The following is a 25,358-nucleotide window of genomic DNA, read 5'->3' on the forward strand; positions in this document are numbered from 1 at the left end:
ATGTCACAGGAGAGCTCTGTCCAGAAACAGCCGGACAGTGAGGCGGGTGGGTCCAACGGGGGCGGCAAAGCGTCGTACGACTACGACGTGCTCGTCGTCGGGTCGGGCTTCGGCGGCTCCGTCTCCGCCCTGCGTCTGACGGAGAAGGGCTACCGCGTCGGCGTGCTCGAAGCGGGGCGCCGCTTCACCCGTGACTCGCTCCCGAAGAACTCCTGGGACCTCAAGAACTACCTCTGGGCGCCGGCGCTCGGCCTCTACGGCATCCAGCGCATCCACCTGCTCGGCAACGTGATGGTGCTGGCGGGGGCGGGCGTCGGCGGAGGTTCGCTGAACTACGCGAACACGCTCTACGTGCCCCCCGCGCCGTTCTTCAACGACCCGCAGTGGAAGGACATCACGGACTGGCAGAACGAGCTCGCCCCCTACTACGAGCAGGCCAAGCGCATGCTCGGGGTGCGGCTCAACCCGACCACGACTCCGTCCGACATCCATCTGAAGGCGACCGCCCAGGCCATGGGAGTGGGCGACAGCTTCCACATGGCGCCGGTCGGCGTCTTCTTCGGAGACGAACAGGACGCCTCAGGTACTTCAACGGCCAGGCCCGGCGAGGAAGTTCCCGACCCCTACTTCGGGGGCGCGGGCCCCTCCCGCAAGGCCTGCAGCGAATGCGGCGAGTGCATGACGGGCTGCCGGCACGGCGCCAAGAACACCCTCAACGAGAACTACCTCTACCTGGCGGAGAAGGCCGGCGCCGTCATCCACCCGATGACGTCCGTCGTCACCGTCACCGAGGACTCGCGGGGCGGTTTCGCCGTCGCCACCCTGCCGACCGACGCCAAGCGCAAGGGCAAGGGGCGTACGTTCACGGCCCGCGAGGTCGTCGTCGCGGCGGGCACCTACGGCACGCAGACGCTCCTGCACCGCATGAAGGACACCGGTCTGCTGCCCCGCATTTCGGGGCGGCTCGGCGCGCTGACCCGCACCAACTCCGAGGCCCTGGTCGGCTCGCAGACCACCGACCGCCGCTACCGCAAGCAGCACGGTACCGAGAAGGTGGACTTCACCAAGGGCGTCGCGATCACCTCGTCGATCCACCCGAACGCCACCACGCACATCGAGCCGGTCCGCTACGGCAAGAAGTCCAACGCGATGGGCGGCATGACGATCCTGCAGGTGCCGTACAGCATCAAGGGCGGCAAGGCGCGCGTCGCCGGGTGGCTCGGCAACGTCGCCAAGCACCCCTGGCTGACGGCGCGGTCGCTCTCCAACCGGCGCTGGTCGGAGCGCACCATCATCGGCCTGGTCATGCAGACGCTCGACAACTCCCTGACCACGTACCGCAAGGAGAAGGGCATCGGCAAGGGTCTGCTGACCGCGCGGCAGGGCCATGGCGCTCCCAACCCGACGCAGATCCCCGAGGCCACCGAGGCCGCGACGCTGCTCGCCAAGGAGATCAACGGCTTCGCGGGTTCGAACATCGGCGAGCTGATGGGCACCCCGCTGACCGCGCACTTCCTGGGCGGTTGCCCGATCGGCGACTGCGCCGAAACCGGGGTCATCGACCCCTACCACCGCCTCTACGGCCACCCCGGCATCTCGGTCGTCGACGGCGCCGCGATCTCGGCGAACCTGGGCGTGAACCCGTCCCTGACGATCACCGCCCAGGCGGAGCGCGCGATGTCGTTCTGGCCCAACAAGGGCGCCGAGGACACACGCCCCGCGCAGGGCACCCAGTACGTGCGTCTCGCCGCCGTCGAGCCGAAGTCCCCGGCGGTACCGGCGGACGCGTTCGGCGCGCTGAGGCTTCCCTTCCTGGGAATGCCAGTGATGCCGGCGAAGAAGTAACCGGGCGGCGAGCGCCCCCGAGTACGCCAAAGGACCTGCACCCCCCTCCGAGCGCAGGTCCTTCAGCGTGTCTCAGGTGCCGCTGAGCGGCGTGCCGTTACCGGCGTGCATCAGCGACGTGCATCAGCGGCGTGCTGACGCGCGTGCCTACGCGGTGGCGTCGGCCTTCTTGCGGCGGACGACGAAGACCGCGCCCGCACCGGCGATGACGGCGACACCGCCGACGAGGCCGATGGTCGGCAGCATGGAGCTGGAGCCGGTCTCGGCGAGGTTGCCGGTGACCGCGATCTCCTTGGCGCCGCCCTGGGGCGTCTTGCCACCGTTGGGCGTCTTGCCGCCCTCGTTCTGCTCGGCCTCGCCCGGGTTCTCGTTGTCGCTGCCGGCCTTCAGGACCGTGAACTCGTAGAACGCGAACGCGTTGTGCACGCAGTTCTGCTCGGAGTCGAGGTAGCCGCCGAGGCCGAGCGCGTAGCCGTCACCGGCCGGGGCCTTGGCGCTGACGTTGAGGCGCAGCTTGATGTCGACCTTCTCCTTGGCACCCAGCTCGGTGGTGCCGAAGTAGAGGCCGCCCGAGACCTCGTCCGCGATGGACTCCCAGGCCTTGGTGTCGGGGTTGAAGTACTGGATCTGCGCGTAGTTGGCGAGCCAGTCCTTCTCGTCCTCGCTCTCCGTGAAGTTGTCCACGGCGGCGAGCCACTGGACCTCGCCGAGGTCCTCGTCGGTCGGGTTCGAGGCGGTCAGCTTGAACTGGTGCCAGCCGCTGCCCGCGACGATCTTGCCGGGCAGACCCGAGAGCCCCATCTTCAGCTTCGAGTCGGCGTCCTCGCCGTCCTCGTCGACCGGGCAGTCCGTGGGGTCCACGGTGGGCTCGTCGGTCGGCTCTTCGGACTCGGTGGGCTCCTCGGTGGGCTCGCCCGTCTCGGTGGCCGACGCGGTCGGCGAGGCGGTGGTCGACTCGGTGGCCGACGGGGTCGGCGCCGCCGTCTCGGACGGCTTCTCGCTCGGGGTGGCCGTCGCGCTGGGCGCGGCCGACTCGGTGGCCGTCGCGCTCGGGGCCGGCGTGGTGTCCTCGGTCGCGAAGGCGGCAGGGGCCGAGAGCAGCGCGATCGGGGCTATGGCAGCGGTCGCGGCCGCGGCGGCCATGACACGGCGAAGCTTCATGAAGACCTCAGGGAGTCCGGCGTACCACCTGGTGGGCGATACGGGGGTGGAGGCCTCCGCGGTGGGGACGCGGGTGTGGCCGTTGTTACGCATGCATGACCTGCGTCCCCTGTGAATGGTTGTCCTCGAACTCACAGAATTCTTATGTGGCTTGGATCACACGGCTTGTGCGGCTTGTGCGGCTTGGGTCACAGAGCTTGTGCGGGCGTCGCCGGGTGACGTAGAAATTCCTCCGCTCGACGGCGATCCGCCGGAGAGCGAGGGGTGTCAGGAGGGGGCGGCGTGGCGGAGCCGGATGAGATACGGGACGAAATGCCGGGGGAGATACCGGACGACGTGTGGGAGCGGTTCGAGCGCGACAGCCTGCGTGACATCCGTACGTCGGCGCCGAAGGAGCCGTCCGCTCGGGCGCGCATGGTGGCCGAACGGTTGCGGCGCCTCGACGAGGAGGCGGCGCGACAACAGGCCGCGGACTCCCGGGCGCTGGGCCGCCGGCGCAGGAAACGCAAGGCGGCGCGGGGGGAGGGCGCCGCGGGGGCGTGGCGGCCGGACGAGTGGCGGGCCGCGCCGACGGGGCCACGGCGCGGCGGGCGTTCGGAGCGCAGCCGCCGGGTGTGGAGCGTGGTGATCGTGGTGGGTGGCATGGCGCTGGCGATCGTGTTCCTGAGCCCGTTCCGGTTCTGGATCTGGCAGTAGACGGGTCTGGCAGTGGTCGGGTCCGGCGGTGGACGGGTCTGGCAGTGGTCGGGTCCGGCGGTGCACGGGTCTGGCAGAAGTCGGGTCTGGCGGTGGACGGGGCCGAGGTGGGGAACCGCTCGTAACGATCTTCCGTCGTAGAGGGGGTGCGGGTGACTCCGCACGATGCGTACGAAAGTGGGGGAGCGGGAACGTGAAGTCAGCTGTGTCGCGTGGCGTGGTGGCTGTTTCGACTGTGGCGGTGCTCGGCCTTACGGCGGCGTGCAGCGGAAGCGGCGGTGACGGCGACGGCAAGGACGAGAAGCCGGTCCGGGCGGACGCGACCCCCGCCGGGGCGAAGCTGGAGAAGGCGGCTCTCGCCTCGGGCGACGTGAAGAAGTACAAGGTCGAGGCCACAAAGGAGTCCGGAGCTTCCAAGGGCACGGCCGAGGCGTCGGGGGCGCGCGTGAACCCGGCCGAGTGCCGCCCGCTGTCCGAGATGCTCACGGCCGCCGCCCCGCGCAAGTCGAAGGCTCACGTCAGCCGCACGCTGAGCAGCACCGACGTCGCGGACACCACGACGACCGAGGTCGTGCTGTTGGCGTACGGCAAGGCCGACGCCGAGGACACCATGGACACGCTGCGTACGGCGACGAAGTCGAAGAAGTGCGCCACGTTCCGGGACGGCGGGCGCCGGTACATCGGCGTCAGGCCGCAACCCGGTCCGGTCGATGGCGACGAGGCCGTCTCGTACAAGCTCGCGAGCCGTGCCGGTGAGTTCCTCGGCCGGGACCGCGTCACGGTCGTACGCAGCGGCTCGACGCTGATCGCTTTCCGCGCCTCGAACGTCTTCGACCCGGAGTCGGCCCGCGCCGACGGGGAGGGCGGGGCCGCCGGGCTGCCGGAGAAATTCCGTGACGCGAAGACGGGCGACCCGGAGGTGGCCGACGTCATCGTCGACGCACAGCTCGCGAAGCTGGCCGCAGCGAAGTAGCGGCGCCCGGAGCGGGACGACGGCAAAGCAGGCGACGGCAAGGCAGGCGACGGCAAGGCAGGCGACGGCAAGGCAGGCGACGGCAAAGCAGGGGACGGCAAACCGAAGGGCCCCGCGGGACGGATCCGCGGGGCCCTTGGCCGTCAGCACCGACGTCAGGGCAGCGTCGGTGCCACGGGGCGGCGCCCGGGGGAGTGCGCCGCGGGCCCTGAGGGGCGCCGGTGGCCTACCCGGCGTACGAGGGGCGCACGGGTGGTCTCGACCAATGGCAATGGAATTGTGCAGAGCCGTACGTGCGGCCTGTCCTGCTACGCATCGTGCTGGATGCGCCGCGACCCGCGCAACCGGTTCGGCATGATCCAGACGAACAGGGACAGCACAGGGACAGCTGGGCCTTCGTGCGGGGACGGAGGAGCCGAAAAGCTTGAGGGACCTGGGGACCAGGAGACGGCGGCGCCGGCGGAGACGGTGGAGCCGGCGGGGGAGAGGCCGCTGGGGACGGGTGCGAGAGTGACCGGGGCGGTCGGGGACGAATCGGGGGACGGATCCGGGGGGGGGTGGTTCCGGGATACGGGTCCGGGGGGACGGTTCCGGGAGACGGAGGCCGGTCGGCTTCGGGCGTCCCCGAAGCCGACCGTTCCCTGGGTGACCGGGCTGCTGTCCCCTGCCGTCCGGTCACGTCTCTGGAGCGAGGTCCCACGGCGCACACGAGGTGTGCGCCTCATCGCTCCAGCGGAGCCACGCGTGGTTTTTCCGTGCCCGCCCCTGGCTGGCACGGACATCGGGTCCAACGAAGTCCCTCCGGGCCTGGTCACGCGCCGTACGGGTGAGAGCGGACCCGAACTCAGGTCCGGTGGGAACGGGGGTGCGCCGGGAGGCCTCAGACCCGGCCCCTGCACAGCTCGAGGAGCGTCATCGCGAGCGACGTACCGGGCTTGCCGAGCGCGTCCCTGTAGTGGGCGAGGACCTCCATCTCACGCGACAGGTTGACCCGACGGCCGCCCGAACCGATCCGGGCCTCCTGGATGACGGCCGACACGGCCATCCGTTCCTGTACGAGACCGATGATGCGGTCGTCGAGTGCGTCGATGCGATCGCGTGCGCCCTCGATCACATCGGCGGCTTCGGGGGTGCGGGCGCCGGTCTTGTCGCTCTTGGCGTCCTTGACGGTCTTACCGGCCATGGCGGTCGTGGCGATGGTCATCTGGGGCTCCTCATCGGATGGGATCTCGGTGGATCTCAGCGAATTCCAGTGGATCTCGGTGGATCTCGGTGGATCTCGCATGGAGTGCCCCGGAGCGACAAGGTCCGGAAATGACAGAACGCCCCGGGCCTTGTCGGCCCGGGGCGCCTGGGAAGTCGCTTGTCAGTGGATCAAGCAGCTCGACCATGGCAGCCGGCGGGCCGGTTGCCATAGGTAAAGAGGAAGCTGAGGTGCTTGGTCACGAGCCCAGTATGCCCCCACGCGCGCACCCCTGGTCAACACGGGTCCCGAGGCGGCTCGGATACTGAGACGTCGCGCATCGCCACGATCGCGGGGGGTGCCCCAGGCGCGTGCGAGGGGGTACCCCCGGCACGTGCGTGAGGGCGCCCTCCAGGGGCGCGATGGGCGGGGTCCCGTCGGATGCGACGAATGGGGTGCCCGCGAGCCCGTTAGAATCGACAAAACAGACCCCCTGCTCACGCACGAGCCCCAGCTCATCGCTCAAGCTCACGCTCAACGCCGGAAGGCCGCCGCCGTGCCATCAGCGTCCCCCGCTGCCGCCGCCCCCGACACCGTTCTGGTCGTCGACTTCGGAGCGCAGTACGCCCAGCTCATCGCCCGCCGCGTCCGTGAGGCCCGGATCTACAGCGAGATCGTGCCGAGCAGCATGCCGGTCTCCGAGATGCTCGCGAAGAACCCCGCCGCGATCGTCCTCTCCGGTGGCCCGTCCTCCGTGTACGCGGACGAGGCGCCGCGCCTGGACCGCGCGATCTTCGAGGCGGGTGTCCCCGTCTTCGGCATGTGCTACGGCTTCCAGCTGATGGCGACCACCCTCGGCGGCACCGTCGACAACACGGGCGCGCGGGAGTACGGGCGCACGCCCCTTGCCGTCTCCAAGCCCGGCTCCACGCTCTTCGAGGGCACTCCGACCGAGCAGTCCGTGTGGATGTCGCACGGCGACGCGTGCAGCGCGGCGCCCGAGGGCTTCTCCGTCACCGCGTCCACGGACGTCGTGCCGGTCGCGGCCTTCGAGGACGACGAGAAGAAGCTGTACGGCGTGCAGTACCACCCCGAGGTCATGCACTCCACGTACGGTCAGCAGGTGCTCGAGCACTTCCTCTACCGGGGCGCGGGCCTGAAGCCCGACTGGACCACCGGCAACATCGTCGAGGAGCAGCTCACCGCGATCCGCGAGCAGGTCGGCAACAAGCGCGCGATCTGCGGCCTGTCCGGTGGCGTCGACTCCGCCGTGGCCGCCGCCCTCGTGCAGAAGGCCATCGGTTCGCAGCTGACCTGCGTGTACGTCGACCACGGTCTGATGCGCAAGGGCGAGACCGAGCAGGTCGAGAAGGACTTCGTCGCGGCCACGGGTGTGCAGCTCAAGGTCGTTGACGCTCAGGAGCGCTTCCTCAGTGCCCTCGCCGGGGTCTCCGACCCCGAGCAGAAGCGGAAGATCATCGGTCGCGAGTTCATCCGCGTCTTCGAGCAGGCCCAGGCGGAGATCGTCGCCGAGGCGCCGGGTGACCAGCCCGTCGAGTTCCTGGTCCAGGGCACGCTGTACCCCGACGTCGTCGAGTCCGGCGGCGGCACCGGCACCGCGAACATCAAGTCCCACCACAACGTGGGCGGCCTCCCCGAGGACCTCGAGTTCCAGCTGATCGAGCCGCTGCGCCAGCTCTTCAAGGACGAGGTGCGGATGGTCGGCCAGGAGCTCGGCCTGCCGGACGAGATCGTCCAGCGCCAGCCGTTCCCGGGCCCCGGCCTCGGTATCCGCATCGTCGGGGACGTCACCAAGGAGCGCCTCGACCTGCTGCGCGAGGCCGACGCGATCGCCCGCGAGGAGCTGACCGCGGCCGGTCTCGACCGTGAGATCTGGCAGTGCCCCGTAGTGCTGCTCGCGGACGTGCGCAGTGTGGGCGTGCAGGGCGACGGCCGGACGTACGGCCACCCGATCGTGCTGCGGCCCGTCTCCTCCGAGGACGCCATGACGGCCGACTGGACGCGCATGCCGTACGAGGTCCTCGCGAAGATCTCGACGCGCATCACGAACGAGGTCGCCGACGTGAACCGCGTCGTCCTCGATGTGACGAGCAAGCCGCCGGGCACCATCGAGTGGGAGTAGTCCCCAGGGCCCGACTGAGGCCTGAACGGGCTTGAACGCCGGTGCCGCCGTCCCTCGAACAGGGCGGTGGCACCGGCGTTTTCTCATGTCCGCCTGGTCGTTCGCGCCGGTGCGCCCGGCTACCACGACTGCACCGCCAGATACTTCTCGTCCTCGCTGTACCTCCCGGACCACCCCCGTCAGCTCCGTACGGAAGAGATGGAACGCGGACCGCGGCGCAGGCCGAACCGCTCCTCGGCGGCACCTCCAGTCCGGCTCGGCGTGCCGACTTCCGCCCGGCCCCGCGCCCCGATTGCGCACTCTCTTCACAGGGGACCCCTGTCTTCCTGGGCTGACCGGCGGTAACTTCCGCTCCGTACAGCCAGGGATGGAGGACACATGCAGGCGCCCACACCGATACCCGTCGAGCGGTTGCAGTTCGCGATGCCGCCGGTGCACGACTCGTTGGCGGACGAACGGCGCTACCGCAAGGAACGGCTCGCCGGGGCGCTGCGGATCTTCGGGCGGTTCGGATACGAGGACGGGGTGTCCGGGCACATCACCGTGCGGGACCCGGAGCACGAGGACTGTTTCTGGGTGAACCCCTTCGGGATGCCCTTCAAGCACGTCACCGTGGGCGACCTGGTGCTCGCCAATGCGGAAGGGCAGGTCGTCGAGGGCCGCCACCACGTCAATCAGGCCGCCTTCACCGTCCACGCGCAGGCGCACCTCGCGCGGCCCGACGTCGTCGCCGTCGCGCACTGCCACTCGCTGCACGGCCGCGCCCTGTCCACACTCGGCGAACTCCTCGACCCCATCACCCAGGAGTCCTGCGCCTTCTACGAGAGCCATGCGCTGTACGACGGTTACACGGGCGTCGTCGTGGACTCGGACGAGGGTCGGCGGATCGCCACCGCGCTCGGCGATCACAAGGCCGTCATCCTGCGCAACCACGGGCTGCTCACCGTCGGCGACTCCGTCGACGCCGCCGCCTGGTGGTTCCTCACGATGGAGCGCTCCTGCCAGGTACAGCTGAGCGCGCGGGCCGCGGGCCGCCCGATCCTCATCGGCCACAAGCAGGCGGTGGCGACGCGCGAGCAGCTCGGCAGCGATCTCGTCGCGTGGATCAACTACCAGTCCCTGTGGCAGGACATCAGCCGCAGCGAACCGGATCTCCTGGCCTGAGCCTGATCCCGAGCCGAGGACTCCCGCCGTCAACGCGCGTACGGGGAAATCACCCTCGCTGACCTGACCCGGGCAACCCGATCGTCTTCCAGTACGGCACAATCCCCTTTCATCGCAAGGAAGTTCACGTTTCGGTGCACGAACGAGGGCGGGGAAGGCGGCGTACGCGGTGGCGGTGCAGGAGGCGCGGCAGGGCGCACACGGGGGCGGCTGCACGTGCGGCGACTGCCCGCACGGTGCGCGCGAGGGGCATCGGCGTGCCGTGGCCGCGTTCCTCGCCAAGCGCGACGAACTGGCGGCGGGGCAGGGGCTGCCCGCGGCGGTCGCCCACTCGGCGGGCGCTTCCCGGCAGTGGGTGTCGGACGAGCTGACCCAGTCCGCCCGGGCCGTCGCCGAACGCGGCAGGGCCGAGGGCGAGGCCTGGCTCGGCCTGCTCTGGCGCCGCACGGCAGGCGTGATCTGGGTGGCCGTGGGCGTGCTGCTCCTGGTCCAGGCGCTCACCGCGATCGGCACCGGGTGGACCCTCGCCAGGACCGCCGGGATGCTCGCGGCCGTGGTACTGGGGGGCCTGCTGACCGGCGCCGGATACGTGCACCGGGCGCGCGGAGGCATCCTCGCGCCGTTGGTCGGCGAGGACAACCGCCTCTCCACCTCCCGTGCGGTGGCCGCCTGTTGGGTCCTCCTCGTCGTCTTCGCCGTGCTCGTCCTCGCAGGCGAGCTCGCCGGGGCGGCAGGGCACCGCGAGCGGGACGAGCTGATCGCCGGGCTCGACCTCGCCCGCGCCGCCGGCGCGGTGACCGTCCTCGCCGTGGTCTGCGGGATCGCCGTACTCGTACGGCGTGTGGTGGGCCTGCGTGTCCTTGGCCAACGGCTGCAGAAGGTGCCCGCCGACCGGCCAAGGGCCGCCGACCTTCTCACCGACGACGCGGGCCGCGGCAGCTTCGCGGACGCGCAGTACGTCCTGGTCAGCGTCGTCGCCATGGTCTTCGCCGCCGTACGCCTCGCGCGCCGTCCCGAGCAGCTGCCCGACCTGCCGTGGGGTCTCGCCCTCCTCGTCCTGGTGTCGGCGGCGACGTACCTCGCGGGCAAGTACGCCGAGGGCGGCCGGCCCGTGATCCTCTCCGTGGTGCGCGCCCGGGAGGCGGGCGATCTCGACGCCCCCATCCGCACCGGCGACGACATCGAGATCCGAGGCGCAGGATTCGTGCCTCCCGGCGCGCAGACCGCCGATCGCCTCGCCCGGATGGTCGTTCGCATCGGTACCGTGCACGTCCATGTGCCGCTCGTCCCCGTGCCGGGCGGATTCACCAACCCGACCGACGCTGCCCTGACCGTCCCCGTCCCGGTCGACGTGGAGCCGGGGCGCGTCGACGTCCAGGTGATCACGGCCGCGGGCGTGGAGACGAACCGCTGCACGATCGACGTCACGGACTGAGCCCCCAGGCCCGCTGCCGGACCGGTCCTCGCGAATTCGGTGCAAGCCACTGAGCAGGCCCCCCTGTTCGTACGTATCGTCAGATGACGGGTCAATGGGCGAGGCGGGCCCATGGGCGAGGTGGGCCCATAGGCGACGCGGGTCACGGGAGAGGCGGCGAGAGCGATGGCTCACGGCATGCGTACCGACAGCCACACCAGCTACGTCAGAAGCAGCGGCTGGCGGGAGAGCGCCTCCCGATACGCCCTGCTCCCGCTCCGGATCTTCCTCGGCGTCACTTTCATCTACGCGGGCCTGGACAAGATCACTGACAGCGCCTTCATGTCCGCCAGCGGTGACGGTTCCATCGGCCAGCAGATGGAAGGCGTCCGCGACATCTCCGCCATCCCGGACCTCGTCGACCTCGCCCTCAAGAGCCCTGTCGGCTTCGGCTACGCCATCGCCCTCGGTGAGCTGGCCGTCGGCATCGGCACCCTCGTCGGCCTGTTCGCCCGGATCGCCGCGCTCGGCGGCGCGCTGATCTCGCTCAGCCTCTGGCTGACCATGAGCTGGTCCATCGAGCCCTACTACTACGGCAACGACCTGGCCTACCTGATGGCCTGGCTCCCGCTGATCCTGGCGGGGGCATCCATCTTCTCGGTCGACGCGATGCTCGCGGCCCGGCGCAGGCACGCCTCGGGGCTCGGCTGAGTGCCGGCTGCTGACCGCTGATCGCCGACCGCCAGGGGGCCCTGATGGGCCCGGGTGGGCCGGGCCGGGTCGGCTAGGCGTCCGTGGAGGTGTCGGCCGAGCGGTCAGCCGTGCGGGCGGTGGGCCGGCCGCGTATGCCGTAGGACACGGCTGCCGCCGCGCCCGCGAGCAGCAGGCCCGCCAGCAGGAGCGGGAACGCCACGAACCACGGCGTGTCCCAGATGCCGGCCGCGTCGCCCGCGTAGGCGATGGCCGCTATCAGCAGGAACAGACCAAGGACCAGCTTGCCGGGATGAAACTCATGGCGTAGCACGGGTCACCTCCACCTGTCCGATTCCCACTTCGACGTGCAGCTCGAGCGTGCCGCCGTCCTTGCTGCCCGCGACCGGGTCCAGCGTCACCGACTTCTCCTTGCCCGGAGCGATGTCCACGTCTCCCTCGCGGTCGTCCGGCAACTGGATGTCGCCGACGCCCACTTCGATGTCCAGCTTCACCGTGCTGTCCTTCGGCACGATCACCTTCAGCTGCCCGGCTCCCACCTCGGCACTGGTGCTCACGGTCCGGCCCTTGTCGGGACCGGCGCGGGTCAGGTCGAGCGTGCCGACGCCTGTCCCCAGTTCGTACTGCGGCCGGACCTGCTCCACCGCGGTCGGCTTCCACTCGGTCTCCGCCCAGTCGGTGCTGATGTCCTTGGGCAGCGCGGCAGAGCCCGCGAGCAGCCCGGCCGTGATCACCGCCAGCACGATCGAGCCCACGCCGGTGCGGCCGAGGAAGGCGCTGAGGGCGATGCCGATGCCGAACACGCCGAGCGCGAGGGCGAGGCCGGTCTGCAGGCTGGTGCCGAGCGACTGCTCCTCCCATGTGAGGCCGGTGCCGAGAACGCCGGCGAGCAGCGCTCCCAGCAAGATGAAGCCGCCGATCCAGCGCGGGCCTCGCGGCTTGGGCCGAGGGGCTGCCTCGGGGGCACGCTGCGGTGCCCTTCCGTGCGGGGGGTCGGGCCGATACTCGACGGCCACTCCCTCGGGCCCCCAGAAATAGCCCGAGATCCCGTCGTGCGTGCCGTCCTTGACGATCGGGTCCCGCCACCACGAAGGGGCGCCCGCCACCGGCGGTGCCTTCGCCTCGGGCGGCGCGTCCGCCACGGCCTGGGCCGCCACCGGATCGGGGTCGGTCGTAGCACGCTGCTGAGACCAGTACCCCGCGCCCGTGAGGAGCAGCGCGAGGACGGCCGCGAAGGTGAGCGCACCGGCGTTGTTCAGCAGGGAGAGGAAGACGCCGCAGCCGACGAGCGCGAAGAGCACGGCCGTCAGAGCCTGGCCGTCCACCCGGCCGGAGAGGAGCCTGCGCGCCTCGTTCTCCTCCTCGTCATCGAAGGGAACGAACAGCCATGCGAAGCCGTAGAAAACAAGGCCGAGCCCGCTGGTGACGGAGAGGAGCGCGAGCCCGATCCGGAAGATCACCGGATCCATGTCGCAGTGCTGACCGAGCCCCGCGCACACGCCCCCCAGCTTCTTGTGCCGGCGGTCGCGGCGGAAGGCCCGCACGACCATCGGCCCGCCCGGCTCCTGCGCCGTGGCGGTGAGAGGATCGCGCGGCGCGGCCTGCGGGCCCGTCCCGGCGGGCTGCTCGTCTGTCATGTGTCCATGGTGACGGGCCGCGGGCCGCCGCGGCAGTCGGGACAACCCTGGCCGAACCCTGAGATCGTCCCTGACGCGCCCCTGCCCTGACCTTCGCGCCCTGCCGTCCGGGTCGGAGATCAGGGACGTCTCGGGGGTCGACCCTGATGCCCGCGTACGCGTACGCGTGTGAATATCGGAGACATGCCGGAAGCCGCAGCAGTACCCATCGATGACGAGCGGCCGCTGCGAAAGCTCTATCGCAGCGGTGACGGCCGTTGGCTCGGCGGTGTCGCGCGCGGCCTCGCCGGTCATCTCGGTCTTCCCGTCATCTGGGTACGGCTGATCTTCGTCGGCCTGTTCACGGCGGACGGGCTCGGCGCACTGTTGTACGCGGCGTTCTGGTTCTTCGTGCCGCTGGGTGTCGGCGGGGTCGACGCCCAGCGTCCGCCCTCAGCCGTCACTGCCGAGACATCTCCCGACGGACGCCGCAGACTCGTGGCCCGCAAGCCGGACAAGGGCCAGCTCGTCGCGCTGCTCGCGATGGTCGTCGTCGCCATGGTCTTCGTCGGCAACGTGGACCTGGGCAGCTCGACCAAGGCCTATGTCTGGCCGACTCTGCTCGTCGCCGCCGGTGTCGCCCTGGTCTGGCGGCAGGCCGACAACGCCCGCCGGGCCCGCTGGATGGCCGTCGGCCGCCGCAGGCGCACGCTGACCATCGCCCGCGCGGGGGCCGGAGTGCTGCTGGTCGGCGCCGGAGTCTCCGGCATCGTCGTGCTGCAGGGCTCCACCTCGCACCTCAGCTCCGTGCTGCAGGCCGCGCTCGCGGTCCTCGTAGGCGTCGCGCTGCTCGCCGGCCCCTATCTCGTGCGCATGATGCAGGACCTCTCCGAGGAGCGGCTGATGCGTATCCGTGCCCAGGAGCGGGCGGAAGTCGCCGCCCACGTGCACGACTCGGTCCTGCACACCCTGACCCTGATCCAGCGCAACGCCGAGAACGCCGGAGAGGTGCGCCGCCTGGCCCGCGCCCAGGAGCGCGACCTGCGCCAATGGCTCTACAAACCGGAGGGCACGGGCAAGGACGAGGCGGATGAGCCCGACACTCTCGCCGAAGCGGTCCGGCGCGGCGCCGCGGAGGTGGAGGACAAGCACGGCGTTCCCATCGAGGTCGTCATAGTCGGCGACTGCCCGCTGGACGACCGTCTTACGGCGCAGACGCAGGCCGCGCGGGAAGCAATGGTGAACGCCGCCAAGTACGGTGGCGAGGGCGGGGCGGTGCAGGTCTTCGCCGAAGTCGAGGGGGAGACGGTGTTCGTGTCCGTCCGGGACCGTGGCCCCGGCTTTGATCTGGATTCCGTGCCGGACGACCGCATGGGCGTACGAGAATCGATCATCGGCCGTATGCAGCGCAACGGCGGCACGGCGCGGCTGCGCGCGGTGCCGGGGGGCGGCACGGAAGTCGAGCTGGAGATGGAGAGGACGGCGACGACATGAGCGACGCGAGTGAGCCCGTGGGGCCCGGGGGCGCAGACGCGGAGGCTGAGGCTTCCGCGGCCGAACCGACCACGTCGGCCGGGGCGACCGAAGCGGCCCGGACCGCCGACGCTGCCGGCGGCGGCGCTCCGGAGGGGGAGGGCCGCCGCGCGCGCGTCGTCCTGGTCGACGACCACCGGATGTTCCGTACGGGCGTCCAGGCGGAGATCGGCAGGACCGCGATCACCGGTGTCGAGGTCGTCGGCGAGGCAGCGGACGTCGACCAGGCGGTCACCGTCATCACCACGACGCGCCCCGAGGTCGTGCTCCTCGACGTGCACCTGCCGGGCGGCGGCGGTGTCGAAGTGCTGCGCCGCTGCGCGCCGTTGATGTCCGACGCGGAGCGTCCCGTGCGGTTCCTCGCGCTCTCCGTATCGGACGCCGCCGAGGACGTCATCGGAGTCATCCGTGGCGGCGCCCGCGGCTATGTCACCAAGACGATCACCGGCACCGACCTGGTCGACTCCATCTTCCGTGTGCAGGACGGCGACGCGGTGTTCTCGCCGCGCCTCGCCGGGTTCGTCCTCGACGCCTTCGCCTCGACCGACGCGCCCCCGGTCGACGAGGACCTGGACCGCCTCACGCAGCGCGAGCGCGAGGTGCTGCGGCTCATCGCGCGGGGGTACGCGTACAAGGAGATCGCCAAGCAGTTGTTCATCTCCGTGAAGACGGTCGAGTCACATGTGTCGGCGGTGCTGAGGAAGCTCCAGCTGTCCAACCGCCACGAGCTGACGAGGTGGGCGACGGCGCGGCGGCTGGTGTGACGGTCGGTCGGCCCGGTCCTGCCCGGCTCATCGGCGTGCGCCGCCACCGACCACCGGAGCGGGCCCCAACTTCCGTATCGCCCAGCGGTAGTGGCTCGCCGCCTTGGTGATGCCGATGAGGCCTGTCAGCCACAGGATGAGGCCGGTTCCCATGCCGAGCACGACGTCGCTGTACGAGTCCCGGCCGGGCTCGGCGTAGGCGGCGGCCGCGAAGGACGCCCACAGGCCGAGCGCGCACACGGCGAGGGACGAGAGGAGCCAGCAGAGGCTCAGGCCGGGGGAGCGCAGAGCGCAGTCCGACGTCGGGTGGCTGTCCAGCGCCAGCCAGCTGTCGGTGAGTTCGCGGATCTTCCGGTCGGTGCGGATGCCGACGACGACGCCGATCACCGAGGGAGCAAGCGCCCCGAGGCCCAGGACCGCGCAGATCGGGCCCACGAAGAAGGCCATCGGATCGTGGTCCTCGATCATCCCGAACGGCACTGTCAGGAGTGCCCAGCCGATGACGCAGCCGAGGGCGAACAGCCAGAGCAGCAACAGGCGGTGCACGCCCAGGATCCGCCGGCGCAGGTCTTCGAGGGCCATGCCGCGGTCGTACAGCAGCGCGTTCCGGTCCGGCCAGGTGCGCAGACAGACAGGTGGCGGAGGCGGCGGCAGCGTACGGCGGGGCATGGCCCTGACAGTACCTGCGGGCCCGAGAGCCCCCTCACGCCACCCGCGTCGCCCCTGCGAACGGCATCTGGCTGATCGGCGCGAGGCGGACCGGAGCGCTCGGGTTCGGGGCGTGGATCATCTGGCCGTTGCCCACATAGAGGCCCACATGGCTGATGCCCTGGTAGAAGAAGACCAGGTCGCCTGGCCGGAGTTGGGAACGCGGCACGCGTTCGCCCTCGGTGATCTGCGCGTACGTCGTGCGCGGCAGGTCGACCCCCGCCGCCCGGTAGGCGGCCTGGGTGAGCCCCGAGCAGTCGAAGGCGTTGGGGCCGGTGGCGCCCCATACGTAGGGGCTGCCCAGCGCCTTGTAGGCGTACGAGACGGCCGCTGAGGCACGGGAGTTGGGAGCCTTGGCCGGGATGCCCGATGGGCCGCCACGGTCCGCGGCACGGGAGGCCCTGTCCTCACCCGTCACCTCCGCTCGCTGGTCTTCGGTGAGCCGCGCCAGGAGTCGTCTGGCCGCGTCGAGCTTTCCGTTGACCGTCTTCTTGTGCTTGTTCAGCTGCGCTTGGCGGGACTTGAGGTGCGCCAGGGTGTCGTCGGCCTCCGTGCGCAGCTGGTCGATCTCCTGGAGCTGCTTCTGTACCCCGGTGACCGCCGCGGCCTGGCGGCTGACGGCCCGGTCGGCGATCGCGGCGCGCTCGAGGTACTGGTCGGGGTCGGAGGAGAGCGCGAGTTGGACGGCCGGGTCGATGCCGCCGCTGCGGTACTGCGCTGTGGCGATCGAACCAAGCCCCTCCCGCGCCGAGTTGAGCTTCTCCGTCTTGCGGGCCGCCTCGTCACGCAGCTCGCCGAGGGACTTCTGGGCGCCATCGGCCTTCTCCTTGGCGCCGTTGTACTTCTCGGTGGCGACCTCCGCCTCGCGGTAGAGCGCGTCGACCTTGGACTTCACCTCGGCCGGGCCGATCCGGGGGTCCGCGTGTCCGGTGCCGTCGAAGGCGGTGGCTGTGGCGGCCCCGGCAAGGGCGATGGTGGCGGCGGTGCGGGCCGTATGGCCACTGAGCGAGCGCTGTTTCGGCTTGCGGTGCGCTGCCACGAAGAGGGCTCCTTACGGTTCCGGCGGCGGCCCGCACAGGGGGAGCGGGCCGCCGCCGGATTCTCGGCGGGGTGTCCGACTGCCGCCCCTGGTCCGGGCGGCGGTGGGGAGCCGGTCACCTGACGAAGGACGCTAAACCTGACCGTCACGGGCTGGTGACGGATTGTGCGCAACTGGCGGAAGTGTGTTGGCCGGTGACCGTATGTGACTGCGCGACTCGCAGGACCGGCACCCTTCACAGGCGCGAGTGACCGATGCGGCGCCAGGGGCCCAACCTGACTATTGAGGGGTGATAAGGCCCCGGCTAGGCTCCGGGCCCATGGACGTACTCACCCATCTCTTCGTCGGCCTGCACATCATCGGCATCGCCTCCCTCCTGGGCGGCTTCCTCACCCAGATGAAGCAGATGGGCCAAGGCACGGCCCGATTCAACCCCGCGATGCTGCACGGCGCGCTCACGATGCTCGTCACGGGCGCGATCCTGGTGGGCCTCAACCGGGCGGACGACAACCCCGTCAATCACGTCAAGATCGGCATCAAGATGGCCGTCCTGATCGTGATCCTCGCGCTGGTCTACGTGAAACGGGACGAGGAGAAGGTGGACAAGGGGATGTTCGGCGCCGTCGGCGCGCTGACCGTCACGAACATCTTCATCGCCGTCCTGTGGACCTGACACGCACCCACGAGAAAGCGGCCCTCCACGCGCGCGTGGAGGGCCGCTTTCTCGTCTGACGGTTTCTCGTGGGCGGTGGTTACGCGGGGCGCACCACGCTGTGGATCGGCATGTAGTAGATCGACTCGACGCGGACGTTCGCGCCCGGCTTCGGGGCGTGGATCATCTTGCCGTCGCCGATGTAGATCCCTACGTGGCTGATGTCGTCGTAGAAGAAGACCAGGTCGCCCGGCTTGGCGTCGGCGGTCTTCACGGTCGTGCCGACCTCCACCTGGTCCCAGGTCGTACGCGGCAGGGAGATCCCCGCGGCCTTCCACGCGTCCTGGGTGAGCCCGGAGCAGTCGTAGGAGTCGGGGCCGGTGGCGCCCCACACGTAGGGCTTGCCGATCTGCGCCTCGGCGAAGTTGATCACCTTCGCGGCCTTCGTCGCGTACCCGCTGTCCGTGTCGCCGGAGCCTGCGCCCGAACCGGAACCGGAACCGGTGTCGGAACCGGAGCCCGAGTCCGGGGTCTCCTTGTTCTTCTCGCGCTCCTTGGCCGCGGCCTCTTCCGCCGCCTTGCGCTTGGCCTCCGCCTCGGCCTCCTGCTTACGCGCCAGCTCGGCGGCCTTGCGCTTGGCCTCTTCTTCCTTCTTCTTCTCGATCGCCGCGAGCCGCGCCTTCTCCTCGGCCGTCAGCTCCGAGAGCATCGTGCGCGCCTGGCCCAGCTTCTTCTGGACGGTGCGCTTGCTCGTCTTGAGCTCGTCCCGCGAGTCGCTCAGCGTCTCCAGGCTCTTGGCTGCCTTCGTGCGCTGCTTCGTCGCCGAGGCCTGCTGCGTCTGGTAGTCGTCGACCGCCTTCTTCTGGCGCGCGGTCAGCCGGTCCGACAGGTGATTCTGGTCGAAGTACCCCTGCGGGTCGTCGGCGAGCATCATCGTGGCGGTCTCGGAGACCCCACCGGTGCGGTACTGGGCCGCGGCGAACGTGCCCAGCTCCTGGCGGGCCTCGTTCAGCTTGTCGGTGCGCTCGGCCACGTCGTCGAGAAGGGTGTCGACCTTCTTGCGCTGCTTGTCGGTGCGCTCCTTGGCCGAGTTGTACTTCTGGGTGGCCACGCCCGCCTGCTGGTAGAGGTCGTCGACCTTCTTCTGGACCTCTTCGAGGCTGGGCTTCTCGGGCGCGGACGGTGCCGCCTGCGCACTCTGCGACAGGAGGGCCACGGAGGTGAGGGCTGCCGTCGTTATACCGAGGGCAGGGGTGGCGCGTAGGCCGGCAATGCGGGTCCGCGGCTTGCGGTGCGACGCCAAGGGAGGCGACTCCTTCCGTAGACCGCCTACCGGGTTAGCTGTCGGGTTCGGGCGGGTGGTTCCGGAAGGTTGCCCTACAGTCCCGTACTTCGTACGGGACCGATTCACCCCAAGTTCATCGTGGGTCCCCGGCTCCGAGGAGATCGAACTCGGCGGAGGCAGCCCGTTCCCGGCGGGGTTCGCCGGTGGGAGTACGAGCAGCCTGCGGAGCACGCTAGCCAACTCGTGTGGCCCGTGTGAAGGTTGATGTTCGATATGCCCGATACGTTTTCGTTACTTTACGAAGCTCTTGACGCGGGCACGCCGTGCCGTGACGGAGAGTGACCGGAAGCGGCCGAGGTGTAGGCGGATGGACGTGGCCGGAACCCGGGGCGGGTTGTCAGTGGGGCCGCCTAGACTCGGGAGGCGATGAGCAGCCTCTTTGATGACAGCTTCCTGGCGGACCTCAAGCCCTCGCGGGCTTCGGAGGAAGAGCCCCCGCCGCCGCCCGAGGACAGTGCTCCGGAGTCCGTTCCGGATGATCTGTTCGACGGGAAGTTCGACGCGCCCGTACCCCGGGACGCGCACTACCGCGGCGGTGCCCCGCGCCCCGTGATCGATCCGGCGGCCTTGCTCGACGGGCTGAACGAGAACCAGCGCGCGGCCGTCGTGCACGCGGACTCCCCGCTGCTCATCGTCGCGGGCGCCGGCTCCGGCAAGACCCGGGTCCTGACGCACCGCATCGCGTATCTCCTGGCCGAGCGGCACGTGCACCCGGGGCAGATCCTGGCGATCACGTTCACGAACAAGGCCGCGGGCGAGATGAAGGAGCGCGTCGAGCAGCTCGTCGGGCCGCGGGCCAACGCGATGTGGGTGTCGACGTTCCACAGTGCGTGCGTGCGGATACTGCGCCGCGAGTCGAAGACGATCGGCTTCACCTCCTCCTTCTCGATCTACGACGCCGCCGACTCCAAGCGGCTGATGGCGCTGGTCTGCCGGGACCTGGACATCGACCCGAAGAAGTTCCCGCCGAAGTCCTTCAGCGCCAAGATCTCGAACCTGAAGAACGAGCTGATCGACGAGGAGACCTTCGCGGGCCAGGCGGCCGATGGCTTCGAGAAGACGCTCGCCCAGGCATACGCGATGTACCAGTCGCGCCTGCGCGAGGCGAACGCCCTCGACTTCGACGACCTGATCATGACGACGGTCAACATGCTCCGCGCGTTCCCGGACATCGCCGCGCACTACCGCCGCCGCTTCCGCCACGTGATGGTCGATGAGTACCAGGACACCAACCACGCCCAGTACGCCTTGGTGCGCGAGCTGGTGGGCCCCTCCGGAGGCGAGGGTGACGACCCCGCCGAGCTGTGTGTCGTGGGTGACGCCGACCAGTCGATCTACGCCTTCCGCGGCGCCACGATCCGCAACATCCTCCAGTTCGAGGAGGACTACCCGAACGCGACCACGATCCTCCTCGAGCAGAACTACCGCTCCACGCAGACGATCCTGACCGCGGCCAACGCCGTCATCGAGCGCAACGAAAGCCGCCGCCCCAAGAACCTGTGGACCAACGCGGGCGCGGGCGCGGGCATCACGGGCTACGTCGCCGACACCGAACACGACGAGGCGCAGTTCGTCGCCGACGAGATCGACCGGCTCACCGACGCGGGCGACGCGAAAGCCGGCGACGTCGCGATCTTCTACCGGACGAACGCGCAGTCCCGTGTCTTCGAAGAGATCTTCATCCGCGTCGGCCTGCCCTACAAGGTCGTCGGCGGCGTCCGCTTCTACGAGCGCAAGGAGGTCCGGGACGTCCTCGCGTATCTGCGGGTGCTCGCCAACCCGGAGGACTCCGTCCCGCTGCGGCGCATTCTGAACGTACCCAAGAGGGGCATCGGCGACCGCGCGGAAGCGATGATCGACGCGCTCTCGCAGCGCGAGAAGATCTCCTTCCCGCAGGCGCTGAAGCGCGTCGACGAGGCGTACGGGATGGCTGCCCGCTCGGCCAACGCCGTCAGGCGTTTCAACGTGCTGATGGAGGAGCTGCGGACCATCGTCGAGTCCGGCGCGGGCCCCGCCGTGGTCCTGGAGGCCGTGCTCGAACGGACCGGATATCTGGCCGAGTTGCAGGCCTCGACCGACCCGCAGGACGAGACGCGCATCGAGAACCTCCAGGAACTCGCTGCCGTGGCGCTGGAGTTCGAGCAGGACAGCGGCGAGGCGCCCTCCGAAGGCGAAGGGGAGACCGAGGGCGAGGAAGCCGCGGCCACAGGTGTGGCGGGCACGCTCTCCGAGTTCCTGGAGCGAGTCGCGCTCGTCGCGGACTCGGACCAGATCCCGGACGAGGAGGACGACGGCTCCGGAGTCATCACGCTGATGACGCTGCACACCGCCAAGGGCCTCGAGTTCCCGGTCGTCTTCCTGACCGGCATGGAGGACGGCGTCTTCCCGCACATGCGTGCCCTTGGCCAGGTCAAGGAGCTTGAGGAGGAGCGCCGCCTCGCGTACGTGGGCATCACGCGCGCGCGTGAGCGGCTCTATCTGACGCGGTCCTCGATGCGCAGCGCCTGGGGGCAGCCTTCGTACAACCCGCCATCGCGCTTCCTGGAGGAGATCCCGGAGATCCACCTGGACTGGAAGCGGAAGGGTTCCGTCGGCGCACCGGCATCCTCCGGCCCCGCGGCCTCAATCGCCTCCTCCTTGTCGTCGTCGCGCTCGCGCACCGGGGGCGCGCAGGGCTTCGCCACGAGCCGTGCATCGGAGAAGCCGGTGGTCGCGCTGGCGATCGGGGACCGGGTCACGCACGACCAGTTCGGGCTTGGGACCGTGGTCGGGGTGAAGGGGACGGGGGCCAACGCCGAGGCGACGGTGGACTTCGGGGAGCCGAAGCCGAAGCGGCTGCTCCTGCGGTACGCGCCGGTGGAGAAGCTGTAACGCCGCGGGCGGCGGCCGGAGTTACGTCGGGTCGAGGCCGTGGCTGCGCAGCCACGGCAGCGGGTCGATAGCCGAGCCGCCGCCGGGGCGCACCTCGAAGTGCAGGTGCGGGCCCGTGGAGTTGCCGGAGTTCCCGGAGAAGGCGATGGGGTCGCCCGCCTTGACGGGGCCGCTGGAGACCTTGTGCGTGGAGAGGTGGCAGTACCACGTCTCGGTGCCGTCCTTGGCGGTCACGATCGCCATGTTGCCGTAGGCGCTGTTCCACTTCGTGGAGACCGTGCCGTCGGTGGCGGCGAGCACCTCGGTGCCGTACGACACCGGGAAGTCGATGCCGGAGTGCGCGGACATCCAGTTGATGCCGGCCTGTCCGTAGTACGCGCTCAGGCCGTGCTGTTTCACCGGCAGCGAGAACTTGGGGCGCAGGCGCTCCTTGCGCGCGGCTTCCTCGGCGGCCTTCTTCTCGGCGGCGACCTTCTCCGCCTTGAGGTCGATGCGCTCCTGGGTGCGGCTCGCGCGGTCGGCGAAGTCACCGGCGTCCGCTGAGAGGTTCGCCAGCTGCGTGTCGAGCTTGTTGTTGGCGGCCGAGGGCTGCACCGACGCGGGGTCAGGGGCCGATGCCGCCTGTGCCTCCTTCTCGTCGCCGCCGCCGAAGTCGCCGACGGAAGCGGCCGCGATACCCGCGACGCCCATCACACAGGCGGAAGGTACGGCGACGGTGAAGAGCGCGGAGCGCTTGGCGGGGGAGCGGCGGCGGGCCCGCGAGCGGGAGCCGTGCGAACGGTCCATGACCGGCGGTTCGTCGTCACCCGCGGCGCCCCGGCGGCTGGGCTCGACCGGGCCGAGTGAATCGGCGGGAGCTTCGTCGAGGGTGAACTCGTGCTCGGCGGGAGCCGGTTGGGCGTAGGGATCGGGGGAGTGGAGGCCGGAGTCGTAGGACTCGGAGGCGTAGGAACCGGTGGACCCGGTGTCGTAAGGCGAATGCTCGTACGGTTCGGGTGTCTCGTACGGTTCCGGCGCACCGGGCGTGTCCTGGGCCTCGTACACGCCGTGCGCCCCGTGGGCCTCAAGCATCTCGGGGGTGCCGTACGCCTCGTGCGTCCCGGTGGTTCCGTACGTCATGTCCTGGGCGCCGGAGTTCCACGCGGTCGCGTCGTACGCGCCGGTGTCGAAGGCCTGGGTCTCCCACTGGCCGGTCTGCTGCGGCTGGTTCCAGGCGGTGGCGTCCCACTGACCAGTGGCTTCGAGGCCGCCGGGTTGCGCCGGGATGTCGGCGGAGAGGTGCTGATAGCCGCCGGTCGACCACATGGCGCCGGTGTCGTAGCTACCGGTCTCATAGCCACTGGTGTCGTACGCGGCCTGGTGATGCGCGGCGTACGGGTCGTAGTTCAGCGTCTGCTGTGTCCCCGTGGTGGACCACTGCCCGGTGTCGTACGAACTGCCGGGCATATCGCCGAAGAGCGGGTCGGACGCGAAGCTTCCGGTGTCGGGACCGGCCGTCGCGTAGCTGCCCGCGGTGTCGAAGCTTCCGGTGGAGTAGCCGTCGTACCCATAGGCGCCGTGCTCGGTGCCCTGCAGGTCATACGCCGCGTAGGGCGCATAGTCGGCGGGTGCCGAGGCCGGGGGTGTCGAGCTCCCCGACGGGTGACGGTCGTTCACCAACTTCTCTTTCGCCTCGGCAGCAGGGGCAGAGCAGTGCGGCGACTGTACCCGGCGGTATGCGGGCGCGACAATCTTCGGCAGGTTTCACGCTCTCAGGAAACGGGCATTCGGCCGCCTTTCGGCGGACGGCGGGCACAGCTTTGGCCCTGCGTTCGAGCTCCGTTCGACAAATTGCCTTCGCTGCGGGGTGCGAAAGCTGCTCCTCAGGCCACGGTCAGACCGCTCTCGGCGCCCGTCGCGGGGGTCCCCGGGGCAGACAGATCGAGGGCCTGGCGGATCCCGGCGGCGACCGCGGGGTGCACGGGCAGGGCGAGATGACCGATACCGGAGACACGTACGTTCTGTGCGATCAGGTCGGGATGGTTGACGCAGGCCGTCTCGAGCGGCGCCATCAGCTGGTCCAGATCGCTCCAGAAACTCACGAAACGGGTCCGGCAGCCCGGGGCGGGCTCGCGCAGCTCCTCGATCAGGTCCGAGCCGGGGCGCATCTGGCGCACGATCGGGTGGGCGTCGGCGAGCGGCACGACCCGCGTTCCCTCGTGGGGCGTCCCGAGGGTGACCAGCGTGCGGACGTGCTCGTCGCCGCCGAGGCGCTGCGCGTAGTAGCGGGCTATCAGGCCACCGAGGCTGTGCCCGACGATGTCCACCCGTTGGTGGCCCGTGCGCTCGCAGATCTCCTCTATGTGGCGGCCGAGGAGCTCGGCGGCGGTGCGGATGTCGCAGGTGAGAGGGGAGTAGTTGAGGGACTCCACATGCTGGCCGCCGTGCTGGGCCAGGGAGCGGCGCAGGAGGACGAAGACCGAGCGGTTGTCGATGAAGCCGTGCAGGAGGACGACCGGCGGCCGGCTCTCCGCGGGGAGCCGGGGGGCGTCGGGAGTCGCCAGTTCCGAGACGATCCTGCGTTCCTGGGCGATACCCGAGGGATAGAGGAGGAGGTGTCCGGCGAGGATCGCCACCTCGAGTGCGGTCGCTTTCAGCAGAGCTATGGAGAGCCCCGCCAGTCTGGCGGGCAGCTGAAGGCAGGGCGGGCGAAAGGGCAGGACCCTCGTGATGGTCATGGTCGACCTCCCGGTCGGCACGCGGGAGGAAGGCTCTGTCCCCCGTGTGCCCGTAATGGGGAGGCGTGGCAGAGGTCGTACGGCGGCGCGTGGTCGGCGCCCATGGCGCCCCGCATACCGGCGCGATCGCCGATGCGCCGCGTCACCACGGCGTGCGGCTGACGGCGCGGTGGCACGGCGACCTCGTAGCGGCTCCCCTTGCGCCGTCCCGGGGGCGGCCCGAATGCCGCTGGATACGGGATCGGCGCGCAGCGAACGTGTCCCATCGTGTGATTTCCCCCTCGCTCTCCACCGTGAAACTGCCGGGTGCGAGATGCTGGAGATAACGTTCGTTCACTTCCCCGGCCGGTGCGGCACGGGGTGCCAGTGCTCGGACAGATGGATATCGGTACATGGAGGCAGTGATGGGTGTGGCAGCCGGTCCGATCCGCGTGGTGGTGGCCAAGCCGGGTCTCGACGGTCATGATCGCGGAGCCAAGGTGATCGCGAGGGCACTGCGTGACGCGGGCATGGAGGTCATCTACACCGGCCTGCATCAGACGCCCGAGCAGGTGGTGGACACCGCGATCCAGGAGGACGCCGACGCGATCGGTCTGTCCATCCTCTCCGGCGCCCACAACACGCTCTTCGCGCGCGTGATCGAGCTCCTCAAGGAGCGTGACGCCGAGGACATCAAGGTCTTTGGCGGCGGCATCATCCCCGAGGCGGACATCGCGCCGCTCAAGGAGAAGGGCGTCGCGGAGATCTTCACTCCAGGGGCGACGACGGCATCGATCGTGGAGTGGGTACGGGCGAACGTCCGTCAGCCGGCGGGCGCCTGACA

General features: G+C 70.1%; 21 protein-coding genes and 1 riboswitch. Of the genes, 12 read left to right on the forward strand and 9 right to left on the reverse strand.

Going from position 1 to position 25,358, the window contains the following annotated elements; all coding sequences use genetic code 11:
- Window positions 1-1,845, forward strand: a complete 1,845-nt coding sequence (locus tag ACZ5WE_RS22610) for a GMC family oxidoreductase N-terminal domain-containing protein (protein WP_467691603.1) — start codon at window positions 1-3, stop codon at window positions 1,843-1,845.
- Window positions 1,846-1,992: 147 nt separating this feature from the next.
- Here the strand turns inward: ACZ5WE_RS22610 and ACZ5WE_RS22615 are convergent, their stop codons facing one another.
- The gene (locus ACZ5WE_RS22615) at window positions 1,993-3,099 is read right to left on the reverse strand and encodes an LAETG motif-containing sortase-dependent surface protein (protein WP_467691605.1); all 1,107 of its coding nucleotides are present in this window, start codon (window positions 3,097-3,099) and stop codon (window positions 1,993-1,995) included.
- A 189-nt stretch (window positions 3,100-3,288) separates the two neighbouring features.
- On the opposite strand from ACZ5WE_RS22615, the gene ACZ5WE_RS22620 reads away from it, so the two are divergent.
- Entirely contained in the window at window positions 3,289-3,702 is a 414-nt protein-coding gene (locus ACZ5WE_RS22620; protein ID WP_467691607.1) for a hypothetical protein, read from the forward strand.
- Between the two features lie 220 nt (window positions 3,703-3,922).
- Window positions 3,923-4,675, forward strand: a complete 753-nt coding sequence (locus ACZ5WE_RS22625) for a hypothetical protein (RefSeq protein ID WP_467691609.1) — start codon at window positions 3,923-3,925, stop codon at window positions 4,673-4,675.
- Between the two features lie 880 nt (window positions 4,676-5,555).
- Here the strand turns inward: ACZ5WE_RS22625 and ACZ5WE_RS22630 are convergent.
- Entirely contained in the window at window positions 5,556-5,879 is a 324-nt protein-coding gene (locus ACZ5WE_RS22630; protein WP_467691611.1) for a chorismate mutase, read from the reverse strand.
- A 535-nt stretch (window positions 5,880-6,414) separates the two neighbouring features.
- On the opposite strand from ACZ5WE_RS22630, the gene guaA reads away from it, so the two are divergent.
- From guaA to ACZ5WE_RS22650, 4 genes are all read left to right on the forward strand, one after another.
- The gene (gene guaA / locus ACZ5WE_RS22635; RefSeq protein WP_467691613.1) at window positions 6,415-8,001 is read left to right on the forward strand and encodes a glutamine-hydrolyzing GMP synthase; all 1,587 of its coding nucleotides are present in this window, start codon (window positions 6,415-6,417) and stop codon (window positions 7,999-8,001) included.
- Between the two features lie 378 nt (window positions 8,002-8,379).
- Window positions 8,380-9,165 (forward strand): class II aldolase/adducin family protein, encoded by a 786-nt coding sequence (locus ACZ5WE_RS22640; RefSeq protein ID WP_467691615.1) that lies wholly within the window; start codon window positions 8,380-8,382, stop codon window positions 9,163-9,165.
- Between the two features lie 169 nt (window positions 9,166-9,334).
- Window positions 9,335-10,600 (forward strand): hypothetical protein, encoded by a 1,266-nt coding sequence (locus ACZ5WE_RS22645; protein ID WP_467691617.1) that lies wholly within the window; start codon window positions 9,335-9,337, stop codon window positions 10,598-10,600.
- A 165-nt stretch (window positions 10,601-10,765) separates the two neighbouring features.
- Window positions 10,766-11,290: a DoxX family protein gene (locus ACZ5WE_RS22650; protein ID WP_467691618.1), complete on the forward strand. Its 525-nt coding sequence runs from the start codon at window positions 10,766-10,768 to the stop codon at window positions 11,288-11,290.
- A gap of 73 nt (window positions 11,291-11,363) precedes the next feature.
- Here the strand turns inward: ACZ5WE_RS22650 and ACZ5WE_RS22655 are convergent, their stop codons facing one another.
- Both ACZ5WE_RS22655 and ACZ5WE_RS22660 read right to left on the reverse strand, forming a co-directional pair.
- Entirely contained in the window at window positions 11,364-11,603 is a 240-nt protein-coding gene (locus tag ACZ5WE_RS22655) for a hypothetical protein (protein ID WP_467691619.1), read from the reverse strand.
- Window positions 11,590-12,927, reverse strand: a complete 1,338-nt coding sequence (locus ACZ5WE_RS22660; protein ID WP_467691621.1) for a PspC domain-containing protein — start codon at window positions 12,925-12,927, stop codon at window positions 11,590-11,592. The genes ACZ5WE_RS22655 and ACZ5WE_RS22660 overlap by 14 nt, the downstream gene beginning before the upstream one ends.
- Window positions 12,928-13,110: 183 nt before the next feature.
- Between ACZ5WE_RS22660 and ACZ5WE_RS22665 the strand changes: the two genes are divergently transcribed.
- Together ACZ5WE_RS22665 and ACZ5WE_RS22670 are read left to right on the forward strand one after the other, a co-directional pair.
- Window positions 13,111-14,400, forward strand: coding sequence for a PspC domain-containing protein (locus ACZ5WE_RS22665; protein WP_467691622.1), 1,290 nt, complete (start codon window positions 13,111-13,113; stop codon window positions 14,398-14,400).
- Window positions 14,397-15,203: a LuxR C-terminal-related transcriptional regulator gene (locus ACZ5WE_RS22670; RefSeq protein WP_467691624.1), complete on the forward strand. Its 807-nt coding sequence runs from the start codon at window positions 14,397-14,399 to the stop codon at window positions 15,201-15,203. The genes ACZ5WE_RS22665 and ACZ5WE_RS22670 overlap by 4 nt, the downstream gene beginning before the upstream one ends.
- Window positions 15,204-15,230: 27 nt before the next feature.
- Here ACZ5WE_RS22670 and ACZ5WE_RS22675 read toward each other — a convergent pair whose 3' ends face one another.
- Together ACZ5WE_RS22675 and ACZ5WE_RS22680 are read right to left on the reverse strand one after the other, a co-directional pair.
- Entirely contained in the window at window positions 15,231-15,872 is a 642-nt protein-coding gene (locus tag ACZ5WE_RS22675; RefSeq protein WP_467691626.1) for a hypothetical protein, read from the reverse strand.
- Between the two features lie 34 nt (window positions 15,873-15,906).
- The gene (locus tag ACZ5WE_RS22680) at window positions 15,907-16,950 is read right to left on the reverse strand and encodes a C40 family peptidase (RefSeq protein ID WP_467691627.1); all 1,044 of its coding nucleotides are present in this window, start codon (window positions 16,948-16,950) and stop codon (window positions 15,907-15,909) included.
- Window positions 16,951-17,269: 319 nt separating this feature from the next.
- Between ACZ5WE_RS22680 and ACZ5WE_RS22685 the strand changes: the two genes are divergently transcribed.
- Window positions 17,270-17,623 (forward strand): hypothetical protein, encoded by a 354-nt coding sequence (locus ACZ5WE_RS22685; RefSeq protein ID WP_467691628.1) that lies wholly within the window; start codon window positions 17,270-17,272, stop codon window positions 17,621-17,623.
- 79 nt (window positions 17,624-17,702) lie between these two features.
- On the opposite strand, the gene ACZ5WE_RS22690 is transcribed toward ACZ5WE_RS22685, so the two are convergent.
- A complete protein-coding gene (locus ACZ5WE_RS22690) occupies window positions 17,703-18,905 on the reverse strand; it encodes a C40 family peptidase (RefSeq protein ID WP_467691630.1) in 1,203 nt (400 codons plus the stop codon).
- Between the two features lie 8 nt (window positions 18,906-18,913).
- Window positions 18,914-19,070, reverse strand: a riboswitch (cyclic di-AMP (ydaO/yuaA leader).
- A 243-nt stretch (window positions 19,071-19,313) separates the two neighbouring features.
- Here ACZ5WE_RS22690 and pcrA point away from each other — a divergent pair.
- On the forward strand, window positions 19,314-21,818 hold the full coding sequence (pcrA, locus tag ACZ5WE_RS22695) for a DNA helicase PcrA (protein WP_467691631.1): 2,505 nt from the start codon (window positions 19,314-19,316) through the stop codon (window positions 21,816-21,818).
- A 21-nt stretch (window positions 21,819-21,839) separates the two neighbouring features.
- Here pcrA and ACZ5WE_RS22700 read toward each other — a convergent pair whose 3' ends face one another.
- Complete coding sequence (locus tag ACZ5WE_RS22700) at window positions 21,840-23,474, reverse strand: M23 family metallopeptidase (protein WP_467691632.1); 1,635 nt, start codon at window positions 23,472-23,474, stop codon at window positions 21,840-21,842.
- A 206-nt stretch (window positions 23,475-23,680) separates the two neighbouring features.
- A complete protein-coding gene (locus tag ACZ5WE_RS22705; RefSeq protein WP_467691634.1) occupies window positions 23,681-24,535 on the reverse strand; it encodes a lipase family alpha/beta hydrolase in 855 nt (284 codons plus the stop codon).
- Window positions 24,536-24,939: 404 nt separating this feature from the next.
- Here ACZ5WE_RS22705 and ACZ5WE_RS22710 point away from each other — a divergent pair, with 404 nt between their 5' ends.
- Window positions 24,940-25,356 (forward strand): cobalamin B12-binding domain-containing protein, encoded by a 417-nt coding sequence (locus ACZ5WE_RS22710; RefSeq protein WP_467691834.1) that lies wholly within the window; start codon window positions 24,940-24,942, stop codon window positions 25,354-25,356.
- The last annotated feature ends 2 nt before the right edge of the window (window positions 25,357-25,358 follow it).

Source organism: Streptomyces sp. NPDC033180 (genome assembly GCF_055577645.1).

Excerpts from the sequence above, each read along its gene's own strand:
- pcrA (WP_467691631.1), top strand. The coding sequence starts at position 19,314 with ATGAGCAGCCTCTTTGATGACAGCTTCCTGGCGGACCTCAAGCCCTCG.
- ACZ5WE_RS22685 (WP_467691628.1), top strand. The coding sequence starts at position 17,270 with ATGGACGTACTCACCCATCTCTTCGTCGGCCTGCACATCATCGGCATC.
- ACZ5WE_RS22640 (WP_467691615.1), top strand. The coding sequence starts at position 8,380 with ATGCAGGCGCCCACACCGATACCCGTCGAGCGGTTGCAGTTCGCGATG.
- ACZ5WE_RS22675 (WP_467691626.1), bottom strand. The coding sequence starts at position 15,872 with ATGCCCCGCCGTACGCTGCCGCCGCCTCCGCCACCTGTCTGTCTGCGC.
- ACZ5WE_RS22615 (WP_467691605.1), bottom strand. The coding sequence starts at position 3,099 with ATGCGTAACAACGGCCACACCCGCGTCCCCACCGCGGAGGCCTCCACC.
- ACZ5WE_RS22610 (WP_467691603.1), top strand. The coding sequence starts at position 1 with ATGTCACAGGAGAGCTCTGTCCAGAAACAGCCGGACAGTGAGGCGGGT.
- ACZ5WE_RS22705 (WP_467691634.1), bottom strand. The coding sequence starts at position 24,535 with ATGACCATCACGAGGGTCCTGCCCTTTCGCCCGCCCTGCCTTCAGCTG.
- ACZ5WE_RS22630 (WP_467691611.1), bottom strand. The coding sequence starts at position 5,879 with ATGACCATCGCCACGACCGCCATGGCCGGTAAGACCGTCAAGGACGCC.
- ACZ5WE_RS22650 (WP_467691618.1), top strand. The coding sequence starts at position 10,766 with ATGGCTCACGGCATGCGTACCGACAGCCACACCAGCTACGTCAGAAGC.
- ACZ5WE_RS22665 (WP_467691622.1), top strand. The coding sequence starts at position 13,111 with ATGCCGGAAGCCGCAGCAGTACCCATCGATGACGAGCGGCCGCTGCGA.
- ACZ5WE_RS22710 (WP_467691834.1), top strand. The coding sequence starts at position 24,940 with ATGGGTGTGGCAGCCGGTCCGATCCGCGTGGTGGTGGCCAAGCCGGGT.
- ACZ5WE_RS22670 (WP_467691624.1), top strand. The coding sequence starts at position 14,397 with ATGAGCGACGCGAGTGAGCCCGTGGGGCCCGGGGGCGCAGACGCGGAG.
- ACZ5WE_RS22660 (WP_467691621.1), bottom strand. The coding sequence starts at position 12,927 with ATGACAGACGAGCAGCCCGCCGGGACGGGCCCGCAGGCCGCGCCGCGC.